Consider the following 15,863-nt stretch of genomic DNA (forward strand, 5'->3'; position numbering starts at 1 on the left):
CATCTATACGAAAATAGGAGAATCACATGATTCCCCTACAACTCTATCTCCATTTCAACCTCTTGAGGACTGGTTTCTAAATCACTAGACAAAAGAGAAACGGCATCTGTTCTCATGTAGTAAGTATATAAGTCTTCTAGGTCTTGTTGGTTTTCAATCCCTGTTTCAATACTAATCAGAGCCTGTATAAATTCCTTGTAGTGACTCTCCATCATATCTGAAATCTTTTGTTTCATTTCCATAAATACTGAAGACGGTTCAGTTATACTTGTTTGGTCTATGTCTTGTAAATCCTTTTCTAAGGGATTGGTTCCTTCTTCTACTTCCACTAAATCTGAACGACCATCACCATCAGAATCTGCGCTAAGAGGATTGGTTCCTAGCGCTAATTCTTGAGCATCAGTTAGTCCATCTTGATCCGAATCACGTTGATAAATGGCTTCCATATACTTCCTTCTTTCCTAGTTAATCTTTTTTCACTCCAATCCTACCAAATATTCCTTGAAAGAAATATCACAAATCGAGTAGAGGATAATCTCTAGCCCCTCTCACACCACCGTACGTGCCGTTCGGCATACGGCGGTTCAACTAACTTTTAACGCATGTCGTTCAAGGTAATAATCCAAACACGAAACCAGTCCACGTTTTTCGCGGGTGCCCACGGAGGACTTACACGTCAGATGCACGACATGCCCGTCGTACACAAAAAACGGTTCATTACCTAATATGGTAATGAACCGTTTTTGAGAATATAAAGAAAGATTTGGATTTGATAAACCTAACTCAAATTACTTATTAATGTACTGAGTAACGTTTTGCAATATCCGCGATATTATCAGCGATAAGGTCTGAAGTCAAATGAGAGCCTCCATTATCCAACTCTTCAAACCAATTCTTCAATACAACATTTGTGACAGAAGAAACAGTATCAGGAGTAATGCGATAATTCTTCCGTAAAAACTGTTCTACCTCAACTCTAAGAGCTTGTTTTTCATTTGTCAAAATCATATCGTGTCCTCCTCAACTAAGATTAGTTTATTTGCAATTTTTTGATCACATATACAAAGTTGTGTATCACCCTGATATTTTCCCAAAAGAATATCAGCGGTTTTTTCTAAGGAATTTACTCCCTTGAAATAGTCATCTAAAGTGACTTTCAAACGAGTAACTTGACCATCAAGAACTGGGCCAAATACTGCTGAAAAATTATGAATATTACTTCCAGCCTTAGCGTCTAACTCCAATCTATTTTTATAAACAAACTGAAAGTATTCTTTATCAATTTCAAAAATCTTCGTTTCAACATCATTAGAATCTTGAAACTGATAACTTAAAACAACAGGCTTTACGTTTGGATTAAAAGGAAGTTCATCTTTTGTTTTTCGCTGAGCCCATTTAACAGCCTGAACAAATTTAGATGTCACATAAAATCCTATACCAAAATCACAGTTCCGTTTACTATGATAAACATCTATTCCATCTTTTAAAGATGGAACCTGAGTAGATGTCGTTCCGTGATACCAAACAGCTGTGTTGCTAAATTGATTACTAAAGCTTAACTCTTCCATAAATTAATTATATCATTTTACTATAATTTATGCACGTACTATTTTATAAATTTCATCACAGAGCATATTCAAATAATTAGTAGCAATTTGATAAAATTTCATACATAGTTGTTATTATCACTAAAAAATAGGATTGCCTGCAGACAACCCTTTAAAACTTCCAGTAAGGCACGGAATCTCCTGATGAGTATTTTCTTTTTAGAGTCGGTATTACTCTCCGACTACTTCTAATTAAATTAGACTAGAAACGATACTGGTGTCAAGTAAAAACACTATTTCAGATTAATTTCTCTCAGTAGTGCTGCCACCAGATTACGAGCTTTTGGCAAGCGATAGAAACCTGTAGAACGTTTAATCCCAATCCTCGCAAACATATCTTCAATACTCTCATCAAACTCTTTAGCAAGCAAGCACAAAGTGATATCATACAAATCCCTATCTGCTTGCCTTACAATAGATTGACATCCTATCAGGCTATCACATCAAGATACTCAACTTGTATTCTCACTCTGATACTTCATCAGCACATAAGAAAAAGCCTTACCTAAAAAGCTTTTCTTAACACCTTTCGTTCCAAGGTTTCTAGGCTTTTACGAGCAGAGCAACACACTCCACGTGTGCTGAGAGCTTTCTTCTATACTAATAGACGAAAGGGTGTGAAAATGATTTTTAAATGATACTGTGGAACGGAACAGTAGCCCTAGTATTGACTACTGTCGTTTCTATTCATATTGGCTATTCTAGGACTGAGATGAAAAAATCTATAAATGCTCAGAATAAAATTGAACCCGCAAATCTCCCCAAAACAATGGTGAGTCATGTACTTGTATTATTCCGAAAAAATACACCTCTGGTGCAGTGAGACAAATTGGTGTATCTTATAGTGGCTTCGTAGATGAAAGCTATACTCTACTATCACTCTTTGATGATGTAGAACAAATTGAAAAAGATAATAGACTTCAGACAGCTATTGATGTTGTCAGAGAACAGTTTGGTTTTTTAGCCATACAAAAAGGAACCGTCCTAACTGAAGGTTCCAGAAATATTGAACGCAGTAAACTTATCGGTGGTCATTCCGCGGGTGGATTGGAGGGATTAAAATGAAACAAGAAAAAAATACAGTACAATTTTCAGAAATCCGTAGCAAAGGATGTAATGATATTGAAATGCTTGAAAGATTTTTACATGGAATCGTTGAAACAGCAACTTCAAAACTTCGTCAGAGAAAACTCAAAACAACTGAAATATCGATACGACTAGTACATGCTAAATCTGAAAACCGATTACCATTGGAATTTACATTTAGCATTAAGCCAACAAGCTCATCTGTGATAATCTATACTGAGGTAATCAATCGCTTTAAAGAATGTTACACAGGTGGGGGAATTCAAGGTTTTACGATTCAATTTGATAAAAATACCCTTGCCTCTGCATAGAAAGGATTTGATATGATTGACCGTTCATATTTACCATTTCAATCAGCAAGAGAGTACCAGGATACAAAGATGCAAAAATGGATGGGCTTTTTCCTATCTGAGCATACATCAGCACTCTCTGATGATACAAACAAAGTAACGTACATGTCAGATTTGTCAATGGAGAAGAAATTATTACTCCTCAGTCAAGTATACGCTGGGCAGCTACACACACGCATTCAAGTGATTGAAAAAAACAAGCGTGTTTCCCACACTGGAACAATACCAAGTCTGAATAAGGATTTCATTTTGATAAAAACTACAACAGGTCACATCAATTTGAAATTAAAAGACATTATTAGTATTGAACTTGTCGAGGAGGTGCTCTATGAATCAGCTTGAGTTTCAGCGTAATCACCTACAAATGGACTATTATAGCGAGAGCTACCAAGATTTTGAACGTGACTTCTACCGCTACTCTAACATGAATATTCCATTGACCTTCCTAACTGATGATATCCTAAAAACAATGGCGACTTCACGTAAGAATTACTTTGTCCTCAATAAGGAAAAGTCCAGAGATAACCGCGATCACTTCTTCATATTTGAAGTAAGTACCGTAGATGAGAATCCGCTAATCTATCATTATACATATAAGAAAACTACAATATATTTAGCAGAAAAATAGGAGCAGTTCAATTGACTGTTCCTATTTTTAATATTCATAAAATCTAAAGTCTTTATACTCTTTAACAATGGAGTCGCCAACCAGAACAGACTATACTGACCAGCGACTACCTTAAATTTAATGTTTCAGATTTATTTTCTTATCTCTAATTTCATAAACTACATCTGCTACATTTTCGAGTAATCGTTTATCGTGGGTGATAAACACGATAGTTCCGGTGTACTCCTTCATTAGTATTTCCAAAGCCTCTAAACTTGGTATGTCAAGGAAGTTACTGGGTTCATCCATTATTAGGATGTTATATCTACCCATGAGCATTTTAGCAAGCAACAATTTTATAATTTCTCCACCGCTTAAAACAGATAAACTTTTTCCAATATCGTTCTGTTTGAACCCCATAGATGCTAGCACTGAACGAATTTCTGATATATTGTAGTCACAATCCTTCTGCATAAACTCCATAACATTCTGATTACTGTTGTACTTGTAACCATTCTGTGCAAAGTAACCTATTTTTGCCTTAGGCGAAATAGAAATTCCTTCTTCATGGTTTAAGATCATTTGGATTAAAGTTGTTTTTCCGATTCCATTACCACCAGTTAACGCCACTTTTGCTCCTAACGGAATTTGAAAAGATGCATTTTCAAACAGAGCCTTATCCCCAAATACTTTATTAATTTCTGCACCGACTATAGGGTATGGATTATGGAGCTCCAATGCTTTACTTTGCCTGAAACGAATTCTGCGAATGCCTTCCGGAGCTTCTACTTTTCCTAAGGCCGCAATCCTGTGCTCTAGGGTTTTAGCAGCATTATACATCTTTTTTTCCTTACTTCCTATTGATTTTTGATGAGCTAAACGCCCTCCGTCTTCAGTACTTTTTTTCTTTGAAGAACCTTTTGCCTTCTGTTCTATTTTACGAGCCTGTTTTCGCTTTTCCTCCGCAGCCCTTTCCAATCGGGCACGTTCCGCAATAAATTGTTCGTATTCTGCAGCTTGGCTCTTACGTTCTTCCTCTTTCTGACGAAGATAATCAGAATAGTTTCCCCAATACTCAGTGATTTTGCCATCTTTCAGTTCCCATATTTTATCTACTATTTCATCAAGAAAATAGCGGTCATGGCTAATAACTAACAGTGCACCTGTAAAATATTTTAGCTGTCCTATTAGAAAATCAATTCCTTCACGGTCTAAATGGCTCGTAGGTTCATCCGCTAAAATACCATGAACCTGTGCCGATAAGGCCTGTGCTATTTTAAGCCTTGTTTCTTCACCACCGCTCATAGTCTGTATATTTAATTGCTCAACACCTAGCTTGCCTACAAGTGCAAAATCTTTTTCCTCCTGCAGAGTTACTTCGTCCAACTGGGGAATATAGGCAAGTTCACCCAGACGATTCATTTTACATCCTGGGGGAGTTAATTCTCCTAAAAGTACCCTGAGTAAAGTGCTTTTTCCAGCACCATTTGCTCCTACTAAACCAATACGGTCATAATCATATACTTCTAATTCATTTATATCTAAAACATCGCGTCCTTTGAATTCCACACGAATGTCTTTTGCTTTTAATATTAATTCCATAACATTTCCTCCTGTCTATAATCGCATGCTTTCATTTGCTTGTATGCAGGGAAAACCCTGCGATTTTAGCAGGAAGAGTTACATGAAAATAAGATACATAAATATTCCTCCAATATTGTTTATTTTAAATCTAATTTTCTAACCTCAGTTATCATTTGGCAAACTATAGCAATGCCAATAATTAAAATACCTGATAGTAAAAACCAATGATTTACACCGATTTTATCAGCAAAGAATCCAGAAAGAATTAACCCAATTGGCATAGCAAGTGACATGATACTTCCGATCAAAGAAAATACACGTCCTAAATATTCAGGCTTAATTTTCTCCTGAAAAAGAGCTGTTTGCACACCGCTATAAAATGGCACCGAAAGCCCCATTATTGCACAGCAAACTACGAATATTACAAATCCATTTGGAGGAAGTATTCCCGAAACGGCTAAACTGGTCCCCATTATAAAAAATGAACTTGTTATTAGTAATACATGCTTTTCGAAGCCCCCTAATCTTCCTAATAATAAGCCTCCTGCTAGCATCCCAAATGCAAAGGAAATTTCCGTAATAGAAATATGCACAGGCGTTCCATTAAAGTGTTCCATGCTTATTAAAGGAAATAGTGCATTGATTGGCATATAAACAAAAGTATATAGTGTTCCTAAGAGTAATAAGGCAAACAATCCTTTGTTTTGTCTCAGAACCACAACTCCTTCTTTCATCTCCCTTATGAAATTTGGTTCTAAACTTTGCACTTGATTACCCAGCTTAGGTATACGTACAATTGCTACCGTAATAGATGCAATCACAGCACCCAATACGTCGATGGCAATAATAGCATTTAAATCCCAAACGGAGTATAAGAGTGCTGCAACTGCCGGACTAACAATATAGCTTATAGACTGCAAAGACTGACTATAGCCTGCGCATTTCGTTAGCTGTTCTTCTGGTACTAAAAGTGGTGTAACCGCATTGAGTGCTGGGGTATGAAAAGCTGTTCCAATGCTACGGATAAACAATACTATCATAATCATCCAGACAGGTAGCTCCATACAGAATGCAACAATAGCAAGCACTGCACCAGCTGCTGCGATAATTAAATCGGCACCAATCATTATCTTCTTCCTATCATGACGATCCACTAGCACACCAATGGCAGGTCCCAAAATCGCATAGGGTAAAAAACCTACTAATGAAGCCATAGACAAGACCATCGCAGATCCTGTTTTTTCTGTAAGGTAAAAAATAATCGCCATTTGCAGGATGGCACTAGTGATTAATGATACTGCTTGCCCTGCCCATATTGCATAAAATTTTCGTTTCCAATTGTTGTATTTTTCCATTTATATTATCTCCTGCATATTATTTTGCTTGAATTTCTATTTTGAATAGCATTCTAGGCAATAAAAAATGCAGGCCAAACCCCACAATGTGGCTTTTGGTCTGCATACATACAATTTGGAAACATTCATATTAAAGACATAGTTAAATAAAGGTATAGTTAAATAACCAATATCCTCACCGTAACTAATGAATGCTCAATATCGTATAAATAAGCACAACAAAAAAGCCTATCATCGGGTATAGATTCTGCTTTTTTTATTGCCAGCTTATCTTAAACGCATTGAGGCTGTCATAGTTTCGGTTCCTCCTACATCTTTGTTTATATCAATTTATAGTATAACACAACAAGATGATATGTTCAATATAAAAGTTATGGAATGAGACTCATACTTCCAATTCGATGCCAGATTTAAAGGATATGACGAAGTTTTCTTCATAGACTGTAACGCTCTGGATTATCTTCCTTAGTAGCAAGCGATTAGCTTTCACAAAATCTTCTGTTTGTAGTTTTAAAAATTCATCAGGATTTTCTAACTCAACCTCAAAATATTTCATTTTACATTCCCTCATTTCATTTATTGATAAATTGAGTTTGCAAAAAAGAGTGGACAATTTTTGTCTACTCTTAACCTTTAAAATAGTTTTTTTTAATCGATTTGAAGTTGCCTAAATTATTACTTATTCGGTAAAATGAAGTATTGCTTTCAACAGATTTCCTTCAACTACACTTCACTTGATTCAAACAAGGTGGGTACATTTCTATTCCCACAAACTCCTTGTCAATGGAAACAAACACGTACCCACAGGGTAAATGGAAATAGAAACTGATAATTTCTAGCTATCACTTCTATTCATTCCAAAAATTTTCTCACTCTGATACTTCCCCACTCCAATACAAAAAGCATTGCAATCAAGGCTTTTCATTATCCCTTTCATTCAAAGGTTTCTAGGTTTTTACGAGCAGAGCAACACACTCCACGTGGTGCGTTTGTGGAAAAAGATCAACCGGCTGGACTTTCTTCAATTCATATCCCAATTCTCGGTAGAGTTTGATATCACGCGCCATAGTAGCGACATTACATGAGATATAGGCAATGCGATCAGCTCCTGTTTGGCTACTTGCCTTGATAAAACTTTCGGTTAAGCCCTTGCGTGGAGGATCAACCAAGATAACGGTTGGTTGAATACCTTCCTTGAGCCAATTCTTCATAGCATTTTCAGCTGTGTCACAGACATAGTGGGCGTTTGAAATATTGTTCAGCTGAGCATTCTTTTTGCTATTCTCAACCGCTTCTGCAATCACTTCAACACCATAAACTTCCTTGACATGTTTCGCAACAGAGAGGCCAATCGTCCCGATACCAGAGTAGGCATCAATAACCACATCATCTGATTTTAATGCTGCAAAGTCAATAGCTGTTTGATAGAGATTCTCCGCCATTTCAGTATTGACTTGGTAAAAAGCGGGACCAGCGATTTGGTAGTCATTTCCCAACATTTGGTCGGTAATATAGTCTTGACCATAAAGCGTACGCCATTCCTTACCAAAAATAGCATTAGTGTTCTGGTCATTAATATTTTGCATAACAGACACAATCTCTGGGAACTGCTTGATTAATTGTTCAATCAATTGTTCCACACGGAAAATCTTTGGACGGGTTGTTACCAAAATAACCATGATTTGTCCTGAGTAATGCCCACGACGTACCACAAGGTTTCGAATCAAGCCAGCTTGTTCCTTTTCATCATAAGGTTTCAGGTCATAACGACGGAGCAAGTCACGTAGAGCTACTACTACCTCATCAATCACAGGATCTTGGATGAAGAAATCTTCCAGTGGCATGAGGTCGTGGGAATTCTTACGGAAAAATCCTGTTTCCAAGATACCATTCACTCTACGGACAGGGACCTGTGCTTTGTTACGGTACTTGACTGGATTTTCCATACCCAAAGTTTCAGCAACCTCTACATCTGCAATTCCAGCAATCTTGTATAGACTGTCCTTGACTTGCTTAGTTTTAAATTTGAGTTGTTCTGGATAGGCAAGATGACCTAAATCAGCGATTCCTGAACGCAGGTAAGCCAAATCTAGATCTTGATTACGGTGTGGTGACTGGACAAGGTATTCTTCAACCTTCCCAAAGCCAATCTTTTTATTGACCTTGAGAACCCTCATAAGGATTTTTTCACTCGGTAAAGCATTCTCTACAAAAAATACCAAACCATCCACCTTGGCCACGCCTGAACCTTCATGGGTCAAATCAACAATTTCAACTTCTACAATATCATTTTTCTTTAACATTCTCTTCTCTTTCTATTGGCCGACAAAAAAGACGGCAACGTTACGGTTACCATCTATTATACCATGAAATTTCTTAAGAACCAAAACTCTTGAAGAAGTTGACAATGGCTTGCCAGAGGGAGCTTAGAAAATTACCGCCGTCCTCTAGCGCCTTATCAGCATCAAAGTTAAGGTTAATATTTTTAAAACTGTCGCCAGCTTGTGAAACAATGCTTTGTTTAAGGTCATTCAGGGTTTTAGTGAAGTCTGCATTGCTGAGGATATCACTTTTTGAGAGATTTAAAGCAAAATTGATGATGATATTGATCTGGTTTCCTGTTATAACCTGATCAAGTTTGTAATTTTTTAAGGTATCTTCAACAATTTTGCGGACATCTTCCTCTGTCAGATTTCCCTTGCTTTCTTTAGCTTTGGCGAGTCCTGACTTGATATCAGCTAGGGCAACGTTTAATTTATTAGCATCATAGCCTGACTTATCCTTGTTTTCAGCATTGATATCTGACAAAGCCTTCAACTCTTCTTGAGCCAAGTCTTTATTGGCTTGTGGCACCTTGGCTCCATTAGCTTCTAGCGAATAATAAATCCCGGCTAAGGCACTCTCACCTGTAACTGGAATAGGTGCTGCTACAGTGATTTTGGCGTGTTCCACACCCAAAGTTACGGCTGCATTGCGGTACATATCCTGAGTCACCTTAGTGATGTTTTCTGGTGTTTCAATCTTGACCTCAAGTGGCGACTTGTCACCTAGTTTTTGAATCTTGGCTGATGAATACAGTTGTAAGCTAGAGTCATTTGCCACATTCATAATCTTAGAATAGACATCAGGTGTCATGGTCTTGAGTTCTTTGGTATCTGTTGAGGCATTGTAGCCCAGTTTTTTTAGAGTTTGATTTTTTTGATCTTCAGACAATGAAGATCCTAGGACATATTCAGGTTGAACATAGGTTTCATCGATGACTTTTTGAACATCTGTTGCTGCATGGACACTATTCATAGCTGTTACTGCCCACAAGACCGCAGCACTGGTCAGAAAAAGTTTCTTTCTCATAGGGATTTTCCTCCTTTACCTTTCTAGAGTAATATATCTATCTTAAAGAAAACTTATAACAAAAACACCTGGACTAGCCAGATGTCGAAAAGAGAGTAAAACATTTGATGATGTAAAGGTTGAGTTGCACCTGTCTAGAATAGTAATAGTTTCCTCCATTTACATAGAGTTCGGCACCGTGGAAAATGGAAATGGGGTGAATATAACTATAAGTCTTTCCAGTGGTATTACCAAGCAAAGGGGCAACAGTCTCACGAGAGTACTGTTTGGCCAGAGCCAAGGTGTTTTCCTTGCCATTTTGGGCGATAAAATCGATATAGGCAGGTCCAAAATTGTAGGCTTGAACAGCCGTCCAGACATCAACCCCCTGCTTCTGAGCCAGATAGAGATTGTCTGTCAGAGTTTGAACACCTTGCCGAATGCTAGAGGCATTATCATTGATAGTGTTGGTGGAACCACTTGCAGACTCACTAGACTGCATGACATCGCCTTCTTTTCCTTTTGTTTCAGTATAAATCATAGCGAGCACAAGCTCTTCGTTTGCTGGGGTGTCTTTTTCACTCAAGATTTCTCGCACCATGGGTTGATAGGTCATGACTTGCTTGACATCTTGGTGAACGCGGTAAGCTTTATAGCCAGCAAAAAGGAAGACTGCTAGTACAAGCACTCTTCGAATTCGTTTAAACATTATTTACTTTGGATATCCTCGATATTTTTGATTAAGATAGAGTAGGTTCCATTGTCGTTTTGGATAAACTCAACAGACTCGGCGTCTTGATAGACGTTATTGGGAACGATAAGCTCAATTCCATTTGACAAGGAAAGTTTTTGGTTTTCAAATTTTTTAAGCTGACGACTGGCATCAATTTCATCAAATTGAACAGGCTCTGGTACGGCTTCCTTGACTTGATCAATAAAGCTCAAACGAGCCGTCAAATTGTTGTCAAAAAGGTCATTGGCCAATTTCTCAGGCGATAATTCATTGCTTTCTTCCAGGTTATTGAAAATCGCTGATTTTACCTTGGATTGAAATTGAAAATCGTCTGTGTTAAAGGTTTCAGCAATTCTCTGGGCTGTTTTTTCCAGTTCTTTGATAGATTTCTTGGGTGAAATTTTAGGGGCTACGGCAAGAAGATTTTCTGAAAAATAGTTCAAAAAAGTCCCGTTGTACTTGATTCGTTTTTCAATCAGATGGTACTTGCGACTCTGAAGATTAATCACTAAGGCCTCATCAGCACCTGTTCCAAATCCAGGCAGATTATTCTGAGTTAGCTTGATTGGATTATCAACTTCTCCACCGAGGTGGGTCAAGGTCTCGCGCAGGGCAATTCTCAAAAAAGCGAAATGTTCTACACCTTCTTTAGAAAATTGCACAAAAATCAAGTCATTGGTCTTGAGATTTTCAGAAATACTGAACTCCTCTTTCCAGAGACTAGCCAGCTTTACTGATGTCTCCAACAAATCGTCTGTGATATGATTGAAGAAGGGATTTTCTTCCTCGAAAATCCCAGTCTTGGCTTCATCTGAATACACACGTTCAATTTTTCTACGCAAGTATTCTTCGATTTTTGGAGTAATATTGAGAAACTTATCCGCTAGGAACAGTTCGGTATCATCCGGACTGAACTGATGAATAATAGCTTTCTTAATATAAATGTCCATAAAAGTTTTAGTCCTCGTATAATGGGAAGGCATCTGTCAATTCTTTGACTGCACTTCTCACTTCTTCTAATACAGCCTCATTTTCTGCATTCTTAAGGGTTTTAATTATCAGTTCAGCAACTTTGCGACTTTCTGCTTCACCAAATCCACGTGCAGTAATGGCTGCTGCTCCGATACGAATCCCACTTGTCTTGAATGGTGACAAGCTTTCGTAAGGGATTGAGTTTTTATTTAGGGTAATATTGACTTCATCCAGCAAGTTTTGAGCAACTTTTCCGTTTTCTACAACCTTAGTCACATCCACTAGGAAGAGGTGGTTTTCAGTTCCGCCAGAAATGATACGGAAATCAGGGTCTTGCAAGAAGACATCTGCCATAGTCTTGCTGTTCTTGATAACATTGGCAGCATATTCCTTGAAGTCTGGATCCAAAACTTCTTTGAAGGAAACTGCCTTAGCAGCAACAACATGCTCCAAAGGACCACCCTGAATACCTGGGAAAATAGCTGAATTGATTTTCTTAGCAAGTTCTTCATCATTAGTTAAAATCAAACCACCACGAGGTCCACGAAGGGTTTTGTGGGTCGTTGTTGTGGTGATATGAGCGTATGGTACTGGACTTGGGTGAAGACCAGCAGCAACCAAACCAGCGATATGGGCCATGTCTACCATGAGCTTCGCACCCACAGCATCCGCAATTTCACGGAATTTTGAAAAGTCGATAATTTGAGAATAGGCTGAAGCACCTGCTACAATCAGTTTTGGTTTGACTTCTTGGGCTTGTTTCAAGATAGCATCAAAGTCTAAGAGTTCCGTTTCAGGATCAACACTATAAGAAACAAAGTTGTAGGTTTGACCTGAGAAGCTAACAGGAGCCCCATGAGTCAAGTGACCACCTGCAGCCAAATCCATTCCCATAACCGTATCGCCAGGCTCAATCAAGGCCATGTAAGCAGCACAGTTGGCTTGGCTTCCTGAGTGAGGTTGGACATTGGCGAATTTAGCACCGAAAATTTCTTTTGCACGTTCAATGGCTAGAGTTTCTACTACGTCTACTACATCTGTTCCACCATAATAACGGCGACCTGGGTAGCCTTCGGCGTATTTATTCGTCAAGATAGACCCTTGAGCTGCCATAACAGCCTTGGAAACTACGTTTTCCGAAGCAATCAACTCAATGTTGTTTTGTTGGCGTTCTTCTTCTTTGGCAATAGCATTCCAGAGATCAGCATCATATGCTTTAAAATCATCTTTGTCAAAAATCATAGGTCTTCTCCTTTATTGTGTGACTAGTCCATTAGTTTAATTCTCTTATAAGAAAATTAAACTAAAAGATGCGAATAAACCGTTTCTGCATTTTATCACAAGTATAACCAACTTTTTCATAAAATGCATGAGCACCCAGACGATGATCGGCAGAGTTTAAGCGGATAAACCCATAACCACGTCTTTTTGCTTCTTGATCCAACCCTTGCAGTAAGCTTTTACCAATACCTTGACCTTGCGCTTGAGGTGAAACTGCTAAGGCTAAAATATTAAATCCTGCTTTAGAATAAAGTGATTCATAGACCTCAGCGTGGACATATCCAAGTAAGACATGACTAGCTTCATCCTCATAGCCAAGAAGGAAATGATGGGAATCCTGAGACAGTTTAGCTAGTTGACTAGCCGTGTCCTCTGGACTAAAAGAATAGCCCAAAGCTTCTTGGTTAATGTCACATATAGATTTCACATCTGTTTCTCTTAAATTTCTTAGCATTTCATGCCTCCTCAAAAGAAATCTCCGGCAACCGAGCAAGAATATCTTCTCGCTTAATGGCCCCTTGACGTAAGATTTTCACCTTGTCTCCAGACAGATCCAAAATAGTTGAATCCTGTCCAGTTAGAAAAGCATCGTCTTCCAGACCCAGAACCTCTTGGTCAAAATCCTCTAGAATTTGATTAAAGGTCACTCCACTTTCCTGACCTGAAATATTGGCAGACGGCCCAATCAAGGGTCCTGTCTCTCGAATCAAATCAAGGGTAGTGGGATGACTAGGCATCCGAAATCCAACAGTTGCAAGACCAGAATTGACCCAATAGGGAACTCGGTCATTAGCTTCGAGAATAATGGTTAAGGGACCTGGTAAAAAGGTCTCTACAAGTTTTTGTAGATAAGTTGGCTGATTCTTAGAAAAGTACAAAATGTCCTCTAGAGAGGCGATATTAAGATTGAGCGCCTTGTCTCTGGGACGACGTTTAATCTGGTATACATGATTAACTGCTTTTTCGTCTAGAGCCTTGGCAAAAAGACCGTAAACTGTCTCTGTAGGTAGAACGACAGCTCCACCATTTTCCAACTCTTGTTTAATCCTGTCCATCATCAACCACGACCATCCTATCTTGACCAAATTGATCCTTAAGTGTTCTTACACGTTTTTCAGGAAGATGCTTCCTAAAAAGTTCAGGAACACTTTGACCTTGCTTGTATCCAATTTCAAGGTAAATCTTACCACCATCTTTGAGATAGTCTTTTGCATCTTCCGCAATTCTACGGTAAATAGCTAGGCCATCCTCGTCTGCAAAGAGAGCTAGATGAGGCTCCGAATGCAAAACATTCAAGCCGACCTCTGACTCATCTTCACGAGAGATATAGGGTGGATTGGAAACAATTATATCATATTTTTCAGAAATTTCTGTAAAACAGTCAGATTTTTTTAAAAATATTTGAAGATTTTGATTTTTAGCATTTTCGCCGGCTACATCTAAAGCATCTTGGGAAATATCTGTTGCTGTCACTGACCAATTTGGTCTGTTTTTTGCCAAGGCGAGAGCAATAGCTCCACTACCTGTACCTATATCCAAAACTGATAGATTCATCTCAGGATTTTCAGCCAGGATAAGCTCCACCAACTCCTCTGTCTCTGGACGAGGAATCAAAACCCGCTCATCAACTGTTAACTGCATTCCATAAAAATCTGCCTGTCCAATAATGTACTGTGGTGGTTTATGAGCTGCAAGTTGCTGGTAAATTTCTTCTACAAATTGTTTTTCGGCCTCTGTTACCTCTTGCTGGAGGGCAAAAACAAAGTCCGTAAAAGAGAGATTTTTCAGGCTACGATAGACAAAAGAGAGGCTTTCAGCTTCCTCTCCTTGTCTTATCAACTCTTCTTCAAAATCTGAAAATAATTGAGCTAATTTCATTATTTGTTTAATTCTTCTAATTTTTGTGTTTGGTCATAAAGAACCAAGGCATCCACAACTTCATCCAATTTACCAGATAAAATCGTATCTAGTTTTTGGAGGGTTAAGCCGATACGGTGGTCTGTGACACGGTTTTGTGGGAAATTATAAGTACGGATTCGTTCTGAACGGTCACCAGTACCAATCGTTGATTTACGCTCAGCGTCTTGTTCGTCTTGTGCAATCTGAGCAAAGTGGTCAGCAACACGCGCACGAATGATTTTCATGGCCTTCTCACGGTTCTTCTGCTGGGTACGTTCTTCCTGCATCTCAACCTTAATATTGGTTGGCAAGTGAACGATACGAACGGCAGTCGCAACCTTATTGACGTTCTGTCCACCAGCACCAGAGGCGTGATAGATGTCAACACGAAGGTCTTTTGGATCAATATCGTATTCTACTTCTTCGACTTCAGGCATGACAAGAACTGTGGCAGTTGATGTATGGACACGACCTTGGCTTTCTGTCACAGGGACACGTTGCACACGGTGGGCACCAGATTCGTACTTAAGCTTAGAGTAAACAGACTGACCTGAAACCATGGCAACCACTTCTTTGAAACCGCCGACACCATTCATAGAGGCCTCCATGACTTCAAAGCGCCAGCCTTGGGCTTCCGCATACTTTTGGTACATGGTTAGCAAATCTCCAGCGAAAAGTGCTGCTTCGTCTCCACCAGCGGCGCCACGGATCTCAAGGATGATATTCTTGTCATCGTTTGGATCCTTTGGAAGGAGCAAGATTTTCAGTTTTTCTTCGTATTCCTCTTTTTCAGCCTTGGCATCTTTGAGCTCTTGCTTGGCCATTTCTTCCAAGTCAGCGTCTCCACCTGATTCCTTAATCATCTCTTCAGCATCGACGATGTTTTGAAGGACTTGCTTATACTCACGGTAGGCTGTTACCGTGTCACGAGTTGAAGCTTCCTCTTTTGAAAGCTCCATGAAACGCTTAGTGTCAGATACTACATCTGGGTCACTCAGCAATTCTCCTAATTCTTCATAACGGTCTTCTACAGCTTGTAGTTGATCATAGATGTTCATT

The 15,863-nt window shown here is 38.8% G+C and carries 19 protein-coding genes and 1 pseudogene; 4 read left to right on the forward strand and 16 right to left on the reverse strand.

Going from position 1 to position 15,863, the window contains the following annotated elements; translation table 11 throughout:
- Nucleotides 1-35: 35 nt before the first annotated feature.
- The 4 genes and pseudogenes from GEZ85_RS03490 to GEZ85_RS03505 all read right to left on the reverse strand — a co-directional run.
- Nucleotides 36-446, reverse strand: coding sequence for a thrombospondin type 3 repeat-containing protein (locus GEZ85_RS03490; RefSeq protein WP_037619229.1), 411 nt, complete (start codon nt 444-446; stop codon nt 36-38).
- A gap of 349 nt (nt 447-795) precedes the next feature.
- A complete protein-coding gene (locus tag GEZ85_RS03495; RefSeq protein WP_033680325.1) occupies nt 796-1,008 on the reverse strand; it encodes a hypothetical protein in 213 nt (70 codons plus the stop codon).
- Nucleotides 1,005-1,568: a DUF3990 domain-containing protein gene (locus tag GEZ85_RS03500; protein ID WP_153209484.1), complete on the reverse strand. Its 564-nt coding sequence runs from the start codon at nt 1,566-1,568 to the stop codon at nt 1,005-1,007. The genes GEZ85_RS03495 and GEZ85_RS03500 overlap by 4 nt, the downstream gene beginning before the upstream one ends.
- Nucleotides 1,569-1,840: 272 nt before the next feature.
- Nucleotides 1,841-2,020, reverse strand: a pseudogene (locus tag GEZ85_RS03505) (hypothetical protein); the annotation flags it as partial.
- Between the two features lie 406 nt (nt 2,021-2,426).
- Here GEZ85_RS03505 and GEZ85_RS03510 point away from each other — a divergent pair.
- Genes GEZ85_RS03510 through GEZ85_RS03525 form a run of 4 tightly spaced genes read left to right on the forward strand, consistent with a single transcriptional unit; the run spans nt 2,427 to nt 3,671 of the window.
- A complete protein-coding gene (locus GEZ85_RS03510; RefSeq protein ID WP_001813542.1) occupies nt 2,427-2,672 on the forward strand; it encodes a hypothetical protein in 246 nt (81 codons plus the stop codon).
- Nucleotides 2,669-3,004, forward strand: a complete 336-nt coding sequence (locus GEZ85_RS03515; protein ID WP_000806926.1) for a DinB/UmuC family translesion DNA polymerase — start codon at nt 2,669-2,671, stop codon at nt 3,002-3,004. The genes GEZ85_RS03510 and GEZ85_RS03515 overlap by 4 nt, the downstream gene beginning before the upstream one ends.
- Before the next feature lie 12 nt (nt 3,005-3,016).
- Complete coding sequence (locus GEZ85_RS03520; protein WP_153209482.1) at nt 3,017-3,385, forward strand: hypothetical protein; 369 nt, start codon at nt 3,017-3,019, stop codon at nt 3,383-3,385.
- The gene (locus GEZ85_RS03525; RefSeq protein WP_001072467.1) at nt 3,372-3,671 is read left to right on the forward strand and encodes a DUF5960 family protein; all 300 of its coding nucleotides are present in this window, start codon (nt 3,372-3,374) and stop codon (nt 3,669-3,671) included. The genes GEZ85_RS03520 and GEZ85_RS03525 overlap by 14 nt, the downstream gene beginning before the upstream one ends.
- Before the next feature lie 117 nt (nt 3,672-3,788).
- Here GEZ85_RS03525 and msr(D) read toward each other — a convergent pair whose 3' ends face one another.
- From msr(D) to prfA, 12 genes are all read right to left on the reverse strand, one after another.
- Nucleotides 3,789-5,252, reverse strand: coding sequence for an ABC-F type ribosomal protection protein Msr(D) (gene msr(D) / locus GEZ85_RS03530; RefSeq protein ID WP_000420313.1), 1,464 nt, complete (start codon nt 5,250-5,252; stop codon nt 3,789-3,791).
- A gap of 119 nt (nt 5,253-5,371) precedes the next feature.
- Complete coding sequence (gene mef(A) / locus GEZ85_RS03535) at nt 5,372-6,589, reverse strand: macrolide efflux MFS transporter Mef(A) (protein WP_000417519.1); 1,218 nt, start codon at nt 6,587-6,589, stop codon at nt 5,372-5,374.
- 385 nt (nt 6,590-6,974) lie between these two features.
- On the reverse strand, nt 6,975-7,145 hold the full coding sequence (locus GEZ85_RS03540) for a hypothetical protein (RefSeq protein WP_000873143.1): 171 nt from the start codon (nt 7,143-7,145) through the stop codon (nt 6,975-6,977).
- A 391-nt stretch (nt 7,146-7,536) separates the two neighbouring features.
- Nucleotides 7,537-8,892 (reverse strand): 23S rRNA (uracil(1939)-C(5))-methyltransferase RlmD, encoded by a 1,356-nt coding sequence (gene rlmD, locus GEZ85_RS03545; protein ID WP_153209480.1) that lies wholly within the window; start codon nt 8,890-8,892, stop codon nt 7,537-7,539.
- Between the two features lie 73 nt (nt 8,893-8,965).
- Entirely contained in the window at nt 8,966-9,940 is a 975-nt protein-coding gene (locus tag GEZ85_RS03550) for a DUF1002 domain-containing protein (protein ID WP_001227769.1), read from the reverse strand.
- 73 nt (nt 9,941-10,013) lie between these two features.
- Nucleotides 10,014-10,628, reverse strand: a complete 615-nt coding sequence (pmp23, locus tag GEZ85_RS03555; RefSeq protein ID WP_004254352.1) for a cell wall hydrolase Pmp23 — start codon at nt 10,626-10,628, stop codon at nt 10,014-10,016.
- Complete coding sequence (locus GEZ85_RS03560) at nt 10,628-11,602, reverse strand: nucleoid-associated protein (protein ID WP_194251508.1); 975 nt, start codon at nt 11,600-11,602, stop codon at nt 10,628-10,630. Before GEZ85_RS03560 ends, pmp23 begins: the two co-directional genes overlap by 1 nt.
- Nucleotides 11,603-11,609: 7 nt before the next feature.
- Nucleotides 11,610-12,866, reverse strand: coding sequence for a serine hydroxymethyltransferase (gene glyA, locus GEZ85_RS03565; protein WP_153209476.1), 1,257 nt, complete (start codon nt 12,864-12,866; stop codon nt 11,610-11,612).
- A gap of 61 nt (nt 12,867-12,927) precedes the next feature.
- Nucleotides 12,928-13,359, reverse strand: coding sequence for a GNAT family N-acetyltransferase (locus tag GEZ85_RS03570; protein ID WP_000945732.1), 432 nt, complete (start codon nt 13,357-13,359; stop codon nt 12,928-12,930).
- 1 nt (nt 13,360) lies between these two features.
- Nucleotides 13,361-13,963, reverse strand: a complete 603-nt coding sequence (locus tag GEZ85_RS03575; protein ID WP_000969268.1) for an L-threonylcarbamoyladenylate synthase — start codon at nt 13,961-13,963, stop codon at nt 13,361-13,363.
- Nucleotides 13,947-14,783, reverse strand: coding sequence for a peptide chain release factor N(5)-glutamine methyltransferase (gene prmC / locus GEZ85_RS03580; RefSeq protein WP_153209474.1), 837 nt, complete (start codon nt 14,781-14,783; stop codon nt 13,947-13,949). The genes GEZ85_RS03575 and prmC overlap by 17 nt, the downstream gene beginning before the upstream one ends.
- Nucleotides 14,783-15,862 carry a peptide chain release factor 1 gene (gene prfA / locus GEZ85_RS03585; RefSeq protein ID WP_001028815.1) on the reverse strand — a complete coding sequence of 360 codons (1,080 nt, stop codon included), beginning with the start codon at nt 15,860-15,862 and terminating at the stop codon, nt 14,783-14,785. Before prfA ends, prmC begins: the two co-directional genes overlap by 1 nt.
- Nucleotide 15,863: the final 1 nt, after the last annotated feature.

The sequence above is a fragment of the Streptococcus mitis genome (assembly GCF_009496205.1).
GTDB classification, from domain to species: domain Bacteria; phylum Bacillota; class Bacilli; order Lactobacillales; family Streptococcaceae; genus Streptococcus; species Streptococcus mitis_BN.